We start from the raw sequence: 16,406 nt of genomic DNA, 5'->3' as shown, positions 1-16,406 counted from the left end.
TAAAAATTTGAATTACTTATTGATAGAATAAGGTAGATTTGCAGCATGGAAACGAATAGTATTACAGAAAATAGAGCAACGAAGATAGTGCTGCGACTGATCGTGATCAGTTCGATTATAAGAGCATTTATCGGTGGGTGGATGGAGTTCAGTAATGACGAGGTGTATTATTGGACCTATGCTTTGTATCCTGCATTAAGCCATTTTGATCATCCTCCAATGGTCGGTTGGGTGATTCAACTTTTTACCCTCAATTTAACCTTACCATACGAGTTTTTTATGCGTTTGGGTGGGGTGGTTTTTGCTGGAATTAATACTTACTTAATTTATAGAATAGCCTCGAAAATCAAAGATCATATTGCAGGTTTATATGCTGCATTTTTATATACGTCTTCTATCTATGCTTCTATTTTGGCAGGGATATTTATTATTCCTGATACGCCTCAAACTTTATTTTGGATGTTGAGTATTTATTTCTTGATGGATTCTTTACCGAAAGAAATAAACGCCAAAAGTAGAAAGAACCTCTTGATAGGTGGTCTAATGATAGGTCTTGCGGGATTATCGAAATACCATGGTGGGTTTATCGGGATCGGAGTAGCACTATATGTAATACTAGCCGATAGACGTTGGTTAAAAGATTGGAGTATTTGGGCAGCAGGAGCCATTGCGGTAGCTTGTATGTTCCCTGTAATCTATTGGAATTATAGTAACGATTTTATCAGTTTTACTTTCCATACAGAAAGAGTAACACCAGCTTTAGAATTACGTTTAGATTACTTTTTTACGGAAGTAGGCGGACAAATAGCTTATAATAATCCATGGAACTGGTATCTAATAATAGCAGCTTTAATCGGAATATTTAAAGGTAGAAAAGTAATGCAAAAGAAAGAGTTGCAAGTCTTGTTGTATAACGGCTTACCTCTTTTATTGGTATTTACATCATTTGCCCTATTTAGAAGAACATTACCTCACTGGACAGGTCCTGCATATTTACCACTTATTATTATTGCTGCTGTTTATTGGAGAGATAAACTTATTGACGCTAAAGCTAAAAATGTATCAAGATTATGGAAGCCCAACAGAATTGTAGGATCAACGATCTTTTTAACGGTAGTTTTGTGTATAGCATTTTGGCTGATCAACTTTAGTCCATTACAATTAGGAAAAACAGATGCATCTAAGCCAGAGGTGTTTGGTGAGTATGATTTTACTCAAGATATGTATGGATGGAGGCAAATCAATAAGAAATTAAAACCTATCATTGAACAAGATGTGGCAAAAGGCAATATGAAGAAAAATGCCAAATTTGTAGCATACGAGTGGTTTCCAGGAACGCATATTGATTTTTATATCGCCCATCCCAATGGTCACCCTTTAATTATGATGGGTAATTGGGATCAGATTCATAAATATGCATGGATCAATAATGATAGAGGAGGTCTTGAAGTTGGAGAAGACGTTTATTTTGTGAACGTGACCAATTGGGGTAGAGATGTACATCAAGTATTTGATCAATACTTTGATGCAATCGAAGAAGTAGATCGAGTAGAAGTAACTCGTGCCGGAGTTCTCATGCGTTATGCTTATCTCTATAGATTAAAAGGATATAAAGGTAATTATCCTTTTCCTGATCCATTTGAAAAACATCATCACCTGAATAATTAATAATTATGGAACCTTTTGAGTGGGAAAGATCTTTATTCTTGTTCTTAAACGGAATGCATACACCGGCATCAGATAGTTTTTTCTGGTGGTTAACAACACCAATTAATTCTTGGCCTTTATATGCTTTCTTGTTGATATTTTCTTATGTGAAATTTGGATGGAAGGACACCCTAATCACTTTGATAGGATTAGGAATAGCAATTGGGTTGGCAGATGTTATGGCTTCTCAGATATTAAAACCATTAATACACCGCCCTAGACCATCACATGATCCTGCTATACAAGATCTAGTACATACACTTAACGGCTATAAAGGAGGACCTTTAGGCTTTGTTTCTTCCCATGCTTCTACATCTATGGCAATAGCATTGTTTTTCTACAATGCTTGGAAACAACGTTTTCCATGGGCTGTGTTACTCTTTGTTTGGGCAATTGTTTACTCTTACAGTAGAATTGCCGTTGGGGTACATTTTGTAGGAGATATTTTAGGCGGATGGTTTATTGGTTGGTTAGCCTTTTGGATCTCAATAAAACTCATGACTTTTGCAGCCACAAAGATAGACTGGCTTAAAAAAGAAGGAAATTAATAAGGAGTCCTTACTGGGGTATAAGATATGATATGGATAATCTGTTTCCTTGGAGCGTTATCCTTATCATAATTGATCATTGAAATATTGATCGGATACCTATTTTCGTTTAAAATATTTCTGTATTGAATTTGAGTTGAATCTTTATTAGTATAGAAATTGGAAGATAATGTAGGTCGACTGATATCAGTGATTAAGTATTTTGTGAGATGAAAGTCTTCAAGGTGATCTAAAATGATTAGGTGAGAAAAATTCATATTTCCATAGATTACAGAATTGCCATATTCTAGGTAGTTAAAGTTTACTATAGAAGGAGGGGTTGCTAATTCTTCATCAATAATTTGAGGGTAGATATGAATGTTATTTATATATCTATATTCATTGTAATAATAGAAGATAGTTTTATTCTCCTTAAAAAGTTGAATTCTGTAAGGTAATTTGGAGCCTTCAGTAGCATTCTTAATAGACATGTACTTCTGATCATCTTTGTTTATGATGATACTATCAATAGAATTATTAAAAGTATATTGATGTAAAATATTAAGGTCTTCGTCAACAACACGAATAACCTTATAGTTGCTTGTATTCTCTTCATATTCAATCGTCAAGATCTTATTATTATCTTGATGATCTACCTGAACGATATTTGATATTAATTCACTTTCCTGATCATAGACTACCTCTATCCCTTTTAAATCGGTAGGATCTGCAGGATTGATGATATATTCAGCATCAATGCTGTACACTTTTTCATAAACTTCAATGCCTATTTGTTCGTCATCATCGTCATCAACAAATAATCCACAAGAACTGAAGGTAAAAAGTAATAATAGAAAAGATAAGCTACTCTTGGTTGAATTGATCATATACATTTAAATCTTTCATCATAAGTCCTCCGGCAACAACACTTGTTATAGGAGCTATGATGCCTCCTAAAATTGGGATCATAGCCAATAATCCCCCACCCATTCCAATAGATGTAGACATAGATTTATGCCTTTGTATAAACTTTTTACTTTTATCTACATCTACATTCCAATATTCAAAATAGTTGTCCATTATCCCAAAACCAAGATAATAGCTATTGATTCCTAGAGAAATTACCATAAATATAATTCCAATAATAGGAATAAAGGTAAGAGGAAGTAAGATTAATGAATACAATAGACTTTTAAGGGCGTTAGGTATGCTCACTTTTATAAAAAGATGAACTAATCTTTTAAAATTAAAACGATCGTCTACTTCCTGTTGATATGAAATTTGTAAAACTTTTTGAGTAAGAGTGTCTTGAATAGGTACTGTTAAGCTGCCTAATAATACAGGGAAAACAAAAATACCCGTAAGGAAAATAGGGATTCCAATAAAAACAAATAACGTCCAATAGATAATCCTATCTATGGTTTCAGGAGAATAGTCGCTTAATGATGCTTTAAATTCTGAGATAAACCCTAAAGAAGAAACAGTATCAATAGTTGTATTTCCTAAGAATAGACACGCATAAAAAATGAGCGAAAAAAGAACCAACGCAAATATTGAAGTGTATACATAATATTTCTTTAAACCATGTTTATTGATGTACACAAATGCATTAGAATAATGTTTTATGCTAAGTGTCGCCGCCTTGAAATAGGAAAGTTTGATACTGTTCATATTATGCTTCTTTCTCTTGAAAAACAAGATCGTCTATATCTTCTAATAATTCTTTGACTCTTGGATATAAACTTTCTCTTACTAAAAATTCAATATGACAAAGTTCATCAAAAAACTGTTGTCCAAAATCAAGTTCAAACTGTTTGGCAACCTTCATGACATCATTCATTTGAGGATAAGCAAACGTGATTTTGATAGCTCTTTGAACAAACTTCTCTTCGATATCGGCCAATTGTAAGGCTTCTGCTGTAGAGCTTTTATAAGCGTTGATAAGACCTGGTACACCAAGTTTAGTTCCCCCAAAATAACGTACTACAACAACTAAAGTATCTGTAAGATTCATAGAACGAATTTGTCCTAATATAGGCAATCCTGCAGAACCTGATGGTTCTCCATCGTCGTTGGCTCTATATTTTGCTTTGTCAGCGCCTAAAATATATGCATAACACCAATGTCTTGCATCATAATATTCTTTTCGGTAGGCTTTTGCTATTTCTTTCGCTTTCTCTTCTGTAGTCACATGATGAGCCAAAGCAATAAACTTACTACCCTTGTCTTTGTATAATCCTTCACTTGTACCTTTTAAGGTAAGGTATGCATCTTCCATAATATTCTATTCACCAAAATGATTCAATACATGTGTCATCGCTTCTTGCATTTCAGGAGATAATTGTGGCTCCGTCCATGGATGTTTTGTATTGAATGTATGTGACCCTCCTTTAATAGTGATATCTTTTATTTTAGGTTGAAGTTGTTTTAGGTAATGTAATGATTGGAGAGGTACTGTTTCGCCCTCGTCACCATGAATACACATCACCGGTATTGCTAACTTTTTGATATTTAATGCTACGTCTAAGCGACTTTCATTAGCGTAATAATCTTCAGCAACTTGATAATATAAAGGAAGTTGTTCTTGAGTTCTTCCGTTTAAAACGTAGGTAACTCCATTGGTCTTCCATTCTTTCATCGTTTCTTCGTTAAAACTATCTACCCTTGGAATTGAAGCCAAAGTAGCTACTTTCTTGATACGATCATCTTCTGCTGCTTTTAGTAAAACAACACCACCGCCACGACTATGTCCAATAATATTGATATGCTGAAGATCCAAGTTTTCAAAAGGGCATTCATCAGAATGTAACCAATCGATCATTACGCCGATATCATCTAATTCTTTTGAAAAGTTATTCTGAGCAAAAGCTTCTTTGTCTACCACTTCGAAGGGCATATCTAAAGTAGTGCCATTGCTATGGAAATTCATTTTGATACAACAATAGCCAGCATCAGCAAATTGATTAGCCATCATATCAAAAGCTCCCCAGTCTTTAAAACCTTTAAAGCCATGAATAAATAAAACCACAGGTAATTTACCTTCTTTAGACCATCTAGCATCAGCAAGAAATCTTTTTCCTTCTTCTTTAGCTTTTAGAACAAATTCAATCTTTTTCATAACCTAAAATTATCAAATTCCTTTTGAACTCTTCTTAAATAGAGGTTAAATTTTATAGAAAGTGGTGTTATACCAGCGATCACAAAATGTCGATAATAAATTTATCTTGGGTGGAGAGATAAAAAAAGGTAGCAATCGATGTGATTGCTACCTTTTATGAATGGAGAAAAATAAAGTTTATGCCTCTTCGGCTACTTCATCTTTTTCAACTCTTAAATTATTAATAATAAACTTTTGACGGTCCATTGTATTTTTACCCATATAGTAAGTCAGTAAATTTTTAATGTTACTGTCTTCACTTAGAATTACTGGGTCCAAACGAATATCTTCACCAATAAAGCCACCAAATTCATCAGGAGATATCTCACCTAAACCTTTAAATCGAGTGATTTCAGGTTTATTTCCTAATTCATTAATTGCCTTTTGTTTTTCTTCCTCAGAATAACAATAAATAGTTTTCTTCTTATTTCTGACTCTAAACAAAGGTGTTTCAAGGATATAAATATGTCTTTTTTCTACCAAATCTGGGAAGAATTGTAAGAAGAAAGTAAGTATCAACAGACGAATGTGCATACCATCAACATCGGCATCGGTAGCGATGACAATTCTGTTGTATCTTAAGCCATCAATTCCGTCCTCAATATTTAAAGCGTGCTGAAGTAGGTTGAACTCTTCGTTTTCATACACTACTTTTTTCGTTAGCCCAAAAGAGTTTAGAGGCTTACCTCTTAAACTAAATACGGCCTGACTCTGAACATTACGAGATTTAGTGATACTACCAGAAGCAGAATCACCCTCGGTAATGAAGAGAGTAGTATTTCTTTTCGATTCTTCTTCCCCTTTTTTATCGTTAAAGTGAAGACGACAATCTCTAAGTTTTTTATTATGAAGGTTGGCTTTTTTAGCTCTTTCGTTGGCAATTTTCTTTACGCCAGCAATCTCTTTTCTTTCTCTTTCTGATTGTTGAATACGTTTAAGAAGGGCTTGAGCCACTTCTGTATTCTTGTGTAAGAAGTTATCGAGTACTTTACTTACATAATCGTTGACAAAAGTACGAAGAGTAGGACCGTCTGGAGCAATATGAGTTGAGCCGAGTTTTGTTTTTGTTTGAGATTCAAAAACAGGTTCTTGCACTCTTACAGCAATTGCAGCAATAATTGATGCACGAATATCTGCCGCATCAAAGTTTTTACCAAAAAAGTCACGAACAGTTTTAACAATAGCCTCACGGAAAGCAGATAAATGTGTACCTCCTTGAGTTGTGTTTTGACCGTTTACAAACGAATGGTAGTTTTCGCCATATTGATTAGCGTGAGTAAAGGCAAATTCAATATCTTCACCTTGGAAGTGAATAATTGGATACCTGATTTGCTCCGCATTTGTTTTTCTTTCTAAAAGATCTCTTAAACCATTTTTAGAAAGGTAGCTTTTCTGATTTAACTTAAGGGTTAAGCCAGAGTTTAAGTAAGCATAATTCCAGAATAAATCATCTAGGTAATCAGGTAAGAACCTGTAATTTTTGAAGATGCTATTATCTGGTTTGAAATATATAGTTGTGCCGTTCTTTTCAGAAGAACTTTGAATAGGGAAATCATTCGTTAATTTTCCTGCTTCAAATTCGGCTACTTTTTTCTCTCCTTCACGAACAGAGGAAACTCTAAAGAAATTAGATAGTGCGTTTACTGCTTTTGTACCCACACCATTTAAGCCTACAGACTTTTGGAAGGCATTAGAGTCGTATTTTGCACCTGTATTGATTTTAGATACACAATCAATGACTTTCCCTAAAGGAATACCACGACCGTAATCTTTGACCAAAACAGAGCCATCTTCTACGGAAACATCAATTTGTTTTCCATAGCCCATCATGTGTTCGTCAATACTGTTGTCAACAACTTCTTTTACCAAGACATATATACCATCATCAGGAGCCGAACCGTCTCCTAATTTACCGATATACATACCAGGGCGAAGTCGAATATGTTCACGAGGATCCAGTGATTTAATACTGCTCTCGTCGTAATTATTATTGTTTTCTGCCATAGTTTGTCTTCCTTTCTACACAATAATAGTTCTAAAATTGAACAAAATGAATTTTGATCGGTTAATTTGTCTTATTTTTTAACAAAAACAAAATAAGAAAGCACTAAGAAATAAAAGGTAAGAGGTAGAGATGTTTGATTTATAAAGAGCACGCTAAAACTCCTAACTTCTAATTCTTAATTCAATAATTATCCAACTCTTTTAATCACTACTAATCTATCTTTCCAATAAGGAGATAGCGCAGTTTCTTTTACACCATCTTTAGAAGAGGTATAGATGAAATTGAACCCTTGTGCAGTTTTCTTAGTAATGATACCACAATTACTTACTTGTGTTCCTCCTTTTGTAGAAGAGAAGAAGACTAAGTCGCCAGGTTGTGCATCTTTTGCAGCTGTAGGAGTACCTTGTCTAGCTTGTTCTTGAGAAATTCTAGGGAGTTTAACGCCTGCAGCTTCCCAAGAAAGCATAGTTAAAGCAGAGGCATCCAATCCTTTTTTAGAATTGCCAGCACTCTTATAGGGTGTGCCAATAAGGGAACGAGCCATTTTTACAGCTTCTTTGGCTTTACTATGTTGTGAGTTGTCAGCTGAAGAGGTAGTAGTTGATCCTTTTTTTATTTCTTCTTTTTCTACAGTAGATGTAGAAGTGGGAGTAGAGTTAGCCTGTATTTCTTCAGCAGTTTTTGTATTTTCTTTTTGTTGACTATCACAAGAAATAAAAGCAAACATTGCTGTAGCCAATAAAAGAGTTGTTGTTGTTTTCATGTTGTTTTGTTAATGTACTCGACGACCAAGTTTGTAATATTTTTTCCAGTATAATTCAGATATTTCATCTTCTCGAACTCCTTTACTTGTACTTGCATGTATAAAGTATTTTCTTCCGTTTTCAACTTTAGATATCATGCCAACGTGCTTGATATAATTAGAGCCAGGTCCCGAAAAGAAAACAAGATCACCAGGTTTTAAGCTACCAAAAGGGACGTATTTCCCTGTTTTTGCTTGTTGTTGTGATGTTCTTGGGAGTTGAATATTTGCCGATTGCCATGATACTAACATTAGTCCACTACAATCCATGCCTTTTTTAGTTGTTCCTCCAATTTTATATTTGACACCTTTAAAAGTCCATGCTGTTTTTAGGGCAGTTTTTGCTTTCCCAGCAGCATTATAGGATTGACCTGTAGCTTGAGTTGTTGTCATTGTAGGTAATTCATCAGAAGCTTCTTGTTGTTGTGTCGAAGAATTAGATGAAATCCCTAAAGAAGCAGCTTCTCTTTGCTCAACTTCTTTTAAACGGTCTTGTCTTGTGACATAAGTATATTGTTTTCCCCATTGACATGAGGTAAATGTTGTTAGACTTAAAAGTAAAAAGAAAATAAATAAGCGATTGTTGCTCATCATAGTTATAGGCTAATCAATGGTCTTAAAAAAATATCAAATATTATAATTACAGTTTTTTTGATATATCAAGCTAGTGAAAATTGTACCAAAATAAAAAGCCCTCTTAGATATTTAATTCTAAAAGGGCCTTTTTGGGTGATGAACTCTAAGTTAGAGTCAAGATCTCGCAAGTTTTTCGGGCAGCATCTTGTTCGGCTTTCTTCTTACTGTATCCAGCGCCTTCAGCCTGGATGTCACCATCAATAAGTAAATTTACCTTGAATTGCTTGCCGTCTTTACCACCTTGCTTTGATACAGTAAACTCAACAGCTTTACTGTTTTTTTGTGCCCACTCAATAATGAGACTTTTAAAATTGGTCGTTGTGGCTATGATTTCTTCAATATCATAGTGTCTCATCAAAAGTTTATGAATGATGAAACGCTTTGTAAAATGAAAACCTCTATCTAAGTAAATGGCGCCAATAAAGGCTTCCATTGCATCTCCGTAGATAGATTTATGGCTTAAAGCAGAATTTTTACGTCCTTCGAAAGCCACCATTTGACTTAAACCTATTTTAACAGCTAATCGGTTTAAGGATTCTCTATTTACAATACGTGATCTTATTTCTGTTAAAAAACCTTCGTCTTTATAAGGATATCTTTTAAACAAATATTCGGCAACAATAGATCCTAAAACAGCATCTCCCAAATATTCTAATCGTTCATTAGATTCCTTAAAACCTTTGATAGTACCATTTTCGAAAGCAACAGAAGTATGTTGCATTGCTAAATGATATAATTTGATATTAAAAGGTTTTCTACCAGTGATTTGTCTAACCACTCTTACCAATTCCTTTTCCTCTTCATTATAAGAAGACACCCATCGTTTTAAGAGTTTTCCTAAAAACATAAAAAGGTGTAATAAAATCTCGAATTAAATCGAGGATGAAATTGATTCTTCAAAAATGTGAAAAATTTTTAATAGTACTGCTAAAAATACTATAAAAATATTGTTTGAGGTAATCTAGGAAGTATAAATAATTGAATATGATCGTAAATTAGGTATAAAAAAAACCCGTTAGATTTGCTAACGGGTTAATTTAGGTTGGTAAACTAGTCTGTAACTTTTTTAAAGATTACAGAGAAGTTGTGACCACCGAAACCAAAAGTATTCGATAAGGCAATGTTTACCTCACGTTTTTTAGCTTCGTTGAATGTACAATCCAATTTAGAGTCTAAATTCTCATCAGGAGTTTCGAAGTTAATTGTTGGAGGAATTACGCCTCTTTCAATTGACATCAAACAAGCTAAAGCTTCAACAGCTCCGGCAGCACCTAATAAGTGACCTGTCATTGATTTTGTTGATGATATACTTACTTCGTAAGCGTACTCACCAAATACTTTCTTAATTGCGTTCACTTCTCCAATATCACCAAGTGGTGTAGAAGTACCATGAACGTTGATGTAATCTACATCTTCTGGCTTAATGCCTGCATCTTTCATTGCTTCTGCCATAACACGGCTAGATCCTTCTCCTTCCGGATGAGGAGCCGTCATATGATAAGCATCTGCAGTCATACCACCACCAATTACTTCGGCATAGATTTTAGCACCTCTAGCTTTTGCATGCTCATACTCTTCGAAGATAAATGCACCGGCACCTTCGCCAAGTACAAAACCATCTCTAGTCGCATCAAAAGGTCTAGAAGCAGATGAAGGTGAATCGTTACGTGTTGATAGTGCTCTAAGAGCATTGAATCCACCGATACCAGCTTCACAAACTGCAGCTTCTGAACCACCTGTTACGAATAGGTCAGAAATACCGAAACGAATGTAATTAAATGCATCAACCATAGCGTTGGTTGCAGATGCACATGCTGATACTGTTGTAAAGTTTGGTCCTTTAAGTCCCCATGTCATAGAGATGTGGCCAGGGATTAAATCTGGTATCATCTTAGGAATGAAGAAAGGGTTGAATCTTGGAGTACCGTCGCCTTGAGCGAATGATGATACCTCGTCTTGTAAAGACTTAAGGCCACCAATACCAGATCCCCAAATTACACCAAATCTTTCTCTATCAACAGATTCAAGATCAAGATTAGAATCGTCAAGAGCTTGTTTGGCCACGGCAACACCATATTGTGATACCAAGTCCATTTTACGTAACTCTTTTCTATTGATATAATCTGCTGCTTCGAAGCCTTTCACTTCGCAAGCAAATTGTGTTTTGAATTTTGAAGCGTCGAATTTAGTGATCGGTGCAGCTCCGCTGACACCTTTCTCTAGATTATTCCAGTATTCTTCGACACTATTACCAAGTGGTGTAATTGCACCAATACCGGTAATAACTACTCTTCTAGCTTTCATGAATTTAGTCTTTTGGAATATCCAAAAATAAAACAAACCTGACAGATTTAGCATCCTTTTGTTGAGGCGCTTGCTCTATCAGGTTCGCTAGCGTGTGATTCGCTTATTTAAAGGGAGTGTAAACTAAATTAGTTTACGTTATCCTCAAGGTATGCGATCGCGTGACCTACAGTTGTGATGCTTTCTGCTTTATCATCAGGAATTGAAGTGTTGAATTCTTTTTCGAATTCCATGATTAACTCAACAGTGTCAAGTGAGTCGGCACCTAAGTCGTTTGTAAAGCTTGCTTCAGGAGTAACATCTGCCTCCTCAACGCCTAACTTATCAACGATAATTTGTTTTACTTTTTCTGCAATTTCGGACATCTTAATAACTTTTAGTTGACCAATTGAATTGCAAAGAAATAAAACAGAATTTATTTGTGCAAATTATATAGGCATAAACACGGCTATTATATTATGCATGCATACTTAAGATAACTTAATTAGCTGTAAATCAACGTCTTTTTTTCGCTCTAGAATCCTTTCTAGTTTCTAAATAATTCATAAGTTCTTCCTTTGCCACTCCAATTAGGAAGGTTGCGGCCTCATCTCTTAGCATTTTACCAAAAGAAGGAATCACAGAATTTTTGCTTTCATTTAATGGAAGACCGCCCGTGTTTTTATTTTCTTTGGAGAGTTTTTTCAAAAACTTTTTTTGGCTCCTTTTATTGTGAACCTTAAAACCCCATTGGGTTAAACTGTAAGCAGCCACCAAAGCGGCACCATAAATCATGACCTTTTTCACATCACCACGAGCATCATTGACGGTGTCTGCAGCGACGTTGATTAGGTCTTCTTTATATTTTTTTGTTTCCTCTTTTAATTGAATTTTTTCTGCTTTTAAGCGTTCTCTCACTTCATTAGCAGAAACTTTTGTTTTTTTATCTTTAGTTTCACTCATAATTACACTTGATTTTCTTCGTTGATACGGTCAATGGCTTGATCAATCAAGATCAAAAACTGTCGACGGATTTTACTAGTATTTATTACAATGACACCGAAAATCACTAAACAGAATACACCGACTATCGTAAATCCAGCAAAAGGGGGCCAGGAGAAGAGATAATTGACAAAAAGAGCAAAGGCTAGAGAAAAGAAACAAAATGCTAAGGTTAAAAAAGTAAGTAATACCACGAAGATGGCCAAAATAGCAAGCATCCCTGATAAACCCGTTTTTAACTCAATACTAAATAATTTAGCATACGTCTCAATCAGTTTCACAAAAGACTGAATGATTTTATCAAACCGTTCTTTTTGTAATGCTTGTTCTTCTTCTGTAAAAATTCTATTTCTTATAGATTTCCTCTTAGACATATTTTCAATTTCCTTTGCTGAACGAATTACCGTGTTAGAATAGATAACGTGGGTTATTTATTAGGGGTAATCACAAAAATGGATTCTTTTATTAACTTGATAAGTTAGTACAAATATAAAATTTATGACTGATTTCAACCCTTATTCAATCAACTATTATTGTATTTCTTTTTTTATCTCCAATTTGATACTTTTTTCATTTGTATAAATGAAAGAATAAATTAAATAATGATGTAACTTTAATCTACTCAATAATTTTTCATCTTTCTATTAGAACATCAAATTTGATGTGAAGCGAATTGATCAATCAATGTTTAAAAAATTCATTCATATATATATTACACTAAGCCTTTATTTTTTTATTCAAAGTGCTAGTGCTCAACAGATACACTTAACGTTATCGCAAGGTCATGTGGGAGATGTAGTGGATATGGCTTTATCCAATAATGCTATACTCTTGGCTACCGTTGGAGAAGATGGTGCTTTAAAACTTTGGAACACAAAAGAAAAAAGGTTGTTGGATACTATATTTCCACACGAGTATGGCGTGTCAACATTATGCTTTTCAGAAGACAATAAATATTTAGCGACTGCAGGAAAAGACAGATCTGTAAAAATATGGAACCTCGAAAATAGGGAGTTACTCTATGCTTATGATTCTTTAGATTATGATATCGTAAAGATGAGTTTTGTGCAAGGATATCTGTTGTTTATCAATAACGGAGGTATGATTTACAGGTTTGATTGGCAAAATATAAAAACAACACCTGATGGTTTAGAGGTAAAAGTAAATTTCGGAAACTTCTCAAGTATTAATTATAACCATACTATAAAATGGTTAGGAGCAGGGTACATGGAGGGTAAAGTCGGTGTTTGGAGAGGATATGACCGCCCATTAGTAGAAAAGAAATTACATGATGACTGGATTTCTGTGATTGATTTTATTCCCAAAGATTCTCTTATCATATCGGGTTCTTGGGATAAAACCATAAAAGTATGGGATGTAAATAATGATAAGATAATTTCTACTTTAAAATCACCTAATAACCAACCGATTCTAGATTTAGTTTATGCGCATGATCATGATATTTTAATGGTTAAAACTCAAAGTGATTCCATTTATTTTTATGAAGTAAATAAAGGTGTAATAGATGAAGAGTCCTTAGGAGTAAGAGATGATTTTCTTTTGATGAAATTTACTCAAAATAGAAAATATGCAGCCTTTACCCATAAAGACGGGAGCTTTTCAGTATGGACATTAAAGAAAAACAGAAAATCTTATAGTGAGGTCAAATGGAAACCTCAAGACGGCTATCCTACAAGTTCATTACTTAATCAGAATTCTTCGGAAGTTTCTATAGGTCTCTCGAATGGTAAAATTCAAATATGGCGGCCAAAAGTCAATACTACTTCTATTGTTTGGCAGGCACATTCAGGAAGTATCAATGCGATGTCCTACAATCCTATTCAACAAACTCATACTACAGCCGGGGGAGATAGTCTTTTAAAAGTGTGGGATAAAAAAGGGAAGGAACTCGCTAAAACCAAATTAGATTATGTAGTTACTCATATGCATAACATTCCTCTGACCAATCAAAATTGTTTAGGTGGAAATAATGGGGAAGTGGTCTTATATAATAATGTATCACATTCTCTTAAAAAGTTATATGACCACCAAAGAGGAGTTTTAAAAGTCGAAGTGTCTAGTAGTGGCCGATATATCGCATCAATAAGTAGTGATAGATCTATTAAAGTATATGATTTTAAAAGTCAAAAAGTCATTTTCTCTGATATTATTTCTGATATACAAATCAGTGATTTATCCTTTTCAGAAACAGATGAACTGTTACTTGTTGGAGGCAAGCATCATTTATTTCTTTATGATACCAAATCGTTTCAACTAATTAAAAAAGTAGCAACTGATGCTCCTGTTAAGACTGTTGTATATATGGACAAGTCAGATCATTGGCTGATAGCAAAAATGTCAGGAGAAATTGATGTAATGAATGATTATTTAGAGGATGTTATCAAAAGCTACGATAACTCTTCGGTGCCAATGCAAAGTGTACTGACCTTCGATAAGCAAAATGTCTTTTTTGTGGTAAGAAAAGACATGAGTATTGACTTGATGTCAACCGATGAAACAGAAGCGATGGGTAATCTCATTATTACAGATAAAGGAGACTGGGTGTTGAAGCATCAATCGGGCTTATTTGATGTAAGTGATTTAAATATGAACAATATATATTATGTCTACGGTAATGAAACCATAGATTTTGATCAACTGAAGGATATGTATTGGGAGCCGGGTTTAGCAGAAGTATTATTAGAAAGACAACCTTTAAGAATAGTACCATCATTAAGTAGTTTAAAATTATTTCCTCATGCAGAGATAGAACAAAAAAAGGATTACTTATGGATTCACTTAAATGATAGAGGAGGAGGGATTGGTACTGTAAGCCTATTTGTCAATAATAAAGAAGCAATTCATGATATCAGAAAGGCCTCCGAACAAGTGGAGAAAAATGGAAAAGTTTATTATAAAATTCCATTGTCTTCTTTTGATAATAAATTCATGAATGGGGAAAATAATGAGATAACATTGATTACGACCAATAGTGAAAATACGTTATCAGGAAGAGGTTTGAAATTAACTTACAAAGGCAAAGAAGTGGATTTAGTGACAGAGCCTACTTTATATGCTATTGTTGTTGGAGTATCAGATTATAGAGGGCGTTTATTAGATTTAAAGTATGCATCAAAAGATGCTAAGGCAGTGGCAGAAGTGATGGAAGATGGCTCTGAAAATTTATTTGGAATATCGAATACAGATGTTCAGTTAATTTCATCTGATGAAGAAAATAATCAACCAACCAAAGAAAACATCCGTCAGGCATTTAAAAATGTGGCACAAAAAGCCAATGCTTCAGATGTTTTATTTGTCTTCTTAGCAGGGCATGGCACTGTGGGAATACATGAAAATAACCAGGAGGATTTTTATTTTCTGACTAAGGATATGGTCAATTCAGACATCAAAGATCATCATATTAGAAATAATTACTCTGTCAATGGATCAGAGTTAATGCGATGGATAAAAGAAATACCCATTAGTAAACAAGTATTTGTGATTGATGCCTGTCATGCAGGATCGTTTTCTACAAATGCAATAGTTTCAAGAGATGATAATGAAGAAGGTTTGAAGAAGAGAGCTTTAGAAAAAGTGAGATCCAGAACCGGAATGTTCATGCTCTCAGGTGCATCAGCTGATAAAGTAAGCTATGAATCTTCTATTTTAAAACACGGCCTTCTGACTTATTCGTTATTAGATTACCTTAAATTTGGAGCACTTAATGAAGGGAAGTTTGTAGATGTGCAAGACCTATTTTCTTATGCAATAGATAGAGTTCCGGAGCTTGCAGATGATATGCATGGAGAGCAACAGCCAGAGTACCGAATGCCAAGAGGTGCAGGTAGCTTTTATATAGGAGAATTGAAAAATGAAGATAGAGAAAAAATAAGCCTGTCTCTTCAGCAGAATAGGATATCACAGATTAACTTCGAAGAAGAGAAAACGTGGGTAGATGAACTTGAATTAGAAGATGCGATAAGAAATGATATCTTTTTGAATGAAGAGAAGTATCCATTTTCTTATCAAAAGAACTCTGAAGGAGATACTGTATATAAGATTAAAGGGAGGTATAAATCCACCAAAAATGGAATTAAATTAAACTATCGTTTAATTAGTGGAGATGAAGTAATAGGGGATTGGGAGATTAAAGCGCAAAAGAAGGAGGATATTGTTCGACAAATTATAGATCAATTAATACTAGAATTTGATGAATAAGGAGTGATCCAGATGAGAAATAAATTGGAGGGTATTTTTTAGTTAAACTAAGGTTTAAAAGCATATTTA

General features: G+C 34.3%; 15 protein-coding genes. 3 read left to right on the top strand and 12 right to left on the bottom strand.

Annotated features, from left to right (window positions below; all coding sequences use genetic code 11):
• Positions 1–45 precede the first annotated feature (45 nt).
• Both NH26_RS08815 and NH26_RS08810 read left to right on the top strand, forming a co-directional pair.
• Entirely contained in the window at positions 46–1,668 is a 1,623-nt protein-coding gene (locus NH26_RS08815; RefSeq protein WP_071397126.1) for an ArnT family glycosyltransferase, read from the top strand.
• 5 nt (positions 1,669–1,673) lie between these two features.
• Positions 1,674–2,255, top strand: a complete 582-nt coding sequence (locus NH26_RS08810; RefSeq protein ID WP_044221687.1) for a phosphatase PAP2 family protein — start codon at positions 1,674–1,676, stop codon at positions 2,253–2,255.
• Here the strand turns inward: NH26_RS08810 and NH26_RS08805 are convergent.
• The 12 genes from NH26_RS08805 to NH26_RS08750 form a co-directional block, all read right to left on the bottom strand.
• Positions 2,252–3,121, bottom strand: coding sequence for a hypothetical protein (locus NH26_RS08805; RefSeq protein WP_139262950.1), 870 nt, complete (start codon positions 3,119–3,121; stop codon positions 2,252–2,254). The two genes, NH26_RS08810 and NH26_RS08805, sit on opposite strands and share 4 nt — an antisense overlap.
• Positions 3,099–3,905: an EI24 domain-containing protein gene (locus tag NH26_RS08800; RefSeq protein ID WP_044221692.1), complete on the bottom strand. Its 807-nt coding sequence runs from the start codon at positions 3,903–3,905 to the stop codon at positions 3,099–3,101. The genes NH26_RS08805 and NH26_RS08800 overlap by 23 nt, the downstream gene beginning before the upstream one ends.
• Before the next feature lies 1 nt (position 3,906).
• Positions 3,907–4,512: an IMPACT family protein gene (locus NH26_RS08795; RefSeq protein ID WP_044221694.1), complete on the bottom strand. Its 606-nt coding sequence runs from the start codon at positions 4,510–4,512 to the stop codon at positions 3,907–3,909.
• A 6-nt stretch (positions 4,513–4,518) separates the two neighbouring features.
• Positions 4,519–5,352 carry an alpha/beta hydrolase family protein gene (locus NH26_RS08790; protein WP_044221696.1) on the bottom strand — a complete coding sequence of 278 codons (834 nt, stop codon included), beginning with the start codon at positions 5,350–5,352 and terminating at the stop codon, positions 4,519–4,521.
• A gap of 177 nt (positions 5,353–5,529) precedes the next feature.
• The gene (locus NH26_RS08785) at positions 5,530–7,395 is read right to left on the bottom strand and encodes a DNA topoisomerase IV subunit B (RefSeq protein ID WP_044221701.1); all 1,866 of its coding nucleotides are present in this window, start codon (positions 7,393–7,395) and stop codon (positions 5,530–5,532) included.
• Between the two features lie 188 nt (positions 7,396–7,583).
• Positions 7,584–8,159, bottom strand: coding sequence for a C40 family peptidase (locus NH26_RS08780; protein ID WP_052431932.1), 576 nt, complete (start codon positions 8,157–8,159; stop codon positions 7,584–7,586).
• Between the two features lie 9 nt (positions 8,160–8,168).
• On the bottom strand, positions 8,169–8,789 hold the full coding sequence (locus tag NH26_RS08775) for a C40 family peptidase (protein ID WP_158021908.1): 621 nt from the start codon (positions 8,787–8,789) through the stop codon (positions 8,169–8,171).
• Between the two features lie 148 nt (positions 8,790–8,937).
• Entirely contained in the window at positions 8,938–9,681 is a 744-nt protein-coding gene (gene rnc / locus NH26_RS08770) for a ribonuclease III (protein WP_044221703.1), read from the bottom strand.
• A 203-nt stretch (positions 9,682–9,884) separates the two neighbouring features.
• Positions 9,885–11,138: a beta-ketoacyl-ACP synthase II gene (gene fabF, locus NH26_RS08765; protein WP_044221706.1), complete on the bottom strand. Its 1,254-nt coding sequence runs from the start codon at positions 11,136–11,138 to the stop codon at positions 9,885–9,887.
• Between the two features lie 128 nt (positions 11,139–11,266).
• A complete protein-coding gene (locus NH26_RS08760; protein ID WP_044221709.1) occupies positions 11,267–11,503 on the bottom strand; it encodes an acyl carrier protein in 237 nt (78 codons plus the stop codon).
• Positions 11,504–11,633: 130 nt separating this feature from the next.
• Entirely contained in the window at positions 11,634–12,080 is a 447-nt protein-coding gene (locus NH26_RS08755; RefSeq protein WP_044221712.1) for a hypothetical protein, read from the bottom strand.
• 2 nt (positions 12,081–12,082) lie between these two features.
• Positions 12,083–12,493 (bottom strand): phage holin family protein, encoded by a 411-nt coding sequence (locus NH26_RS08750; RefSeq protein ID WP_044221714.1) that lies wholly within the window; start codon positions 12,491–12,493, stop codon positions 12,083–12,085.
• 310 nt (positions 12,494–12,803) lie between these two features.
• Between NH26_RS08750 and NH26_RS08745 the strand changes: the two genes are divergently transcribed.
• Positions 12,804–16,337, top strand: coding sequence for a caspase family protein (locus NH26_RS08745; RefSeq protein WP_044221717.1), 3,534 nt, complete (start codon positions 12,804–12,806; stop codon positions 16,335–16,337).
• The last annotated feature ends 69 nt before the right edge of the window (positions 16,338–16,406 follow it).

Origin of the sequence: Flammeovirga pacifica, assembly GCF_000807855.2 — a bacterium.
GTDB classification, from domain to species: Bacteria; Bacteroidota; Bacteroidia; order Cytophagales; family Flammeovirgaceae; genus Flammeovirga; species Flammeovirga pacifica.
Note: the sequence above shows the minus strand (reverse complement) of the source record. Positions and strands in the feature narration are given on the sequence as shown.

Bases quoted from the DNA above. Each gene is read 5' to 3' on its own strand.
- NH26_RS08815 (WP_071397126.1), top strand. From the start codon at position 46: ATGGAAACGAATAGTATTACAGAAAATAGAGCAACGAAGATAGTGCTG.
- NH26_RS08810 (WP_044221687.1), top strand. From the start codon at position 1,674: ATGGAACCTTTTGAGTGGGAAAGATCTTTATTCTTGTTCTTAAACGGA.
- NH26_RS08805 (WP_139262950.1), bottom strand. From the start codon at position 3,121: ATGATCAATTCAACCAAGAGTAGCTTATCTTTTCTATTATTACTTTTT.
- NH26_RS08800 (WP_044221692.1), bottom strand. From the start codon at position 3,905: ATGAACAGTATCAAACTTTCCTATTTCAAGGCGGCGACACTTAGCATA.
- NH26_RS08795 (WP_044221694.1), bottom strand. From the start codon at position 4,512: ATGGAAGATGCATACCTTACCTTAAAAGGTACAAGTGAAGGATTATAC.
- NH26_RS08790 (WP_044221696.1), bottom strand. From the start codon at position 5,352: ATGAAAAAGATTGAATTTGTTCTAAAAGCTAAAGAAGAAGGAAAAAGA.
- NH26_RS08785 (WP_044221701.1), bottom strand. From the start codon at position 7,395: ATGGCAGAAAACAATAATAATTACGACGAGAGCAGTATTAAATCACTG.
- NH26_RS08780 (WP_052431932.1), bottom strand. From the start codon at position 8,159: ATGAAAACAACAACAACTCTTTTATTGGCTACAGCAATGTTTGCTTTT.
- NH26_RS08775 (WP_158021908.1), bottom strand. From the start codon at position 8,789: ATGAGCAACAATCGCTTATTTATTTTCTTTTTACTTTTAAGTCTAACA.
- rnc (WP_044221703.1), bottom strand. From the start codon at position 9,681: ATGTTTTTAGGAAAACTCTTAAAACGATGGGTGTCTTCTTATAATGAA.
- fabF (WP_044221706.1), bottom strand. From the start codon at position 11,138: ATGAAAGCTAGAAGAGTAGTTATTACCGGTATTGGTGCAATTACACCA.
- NH26_RS08760 (WP_044221709.1), bottom strand. From the start codon at position 11,503: ATGTCCGAAATTGCAGAAAAAGTAAAACAAATTATCGTTGATAAGTTA.
- NH26_RS08755 (WP_044221712.1), bottom strand. From the start codon at position 12,080: ATGAGTGAAACTAAAGATAAAAAAACAAAAGTTTCTGCTAATGAAGTG.
- NH26_RS08750 (WP_044221714.1), bottom strand. From the start codon at position 12,493: ATGTCTAAGAGGAAATCTATAAGAAATAGAATTTTTACAGAAGAAGAA.
- NH26_RS08745 (WP_044221717.1), top strand. From the start codon at position 12,804: ATGTTTAAAAAATTCATTCATATATATATTACACTAAGCCTTTATTTT.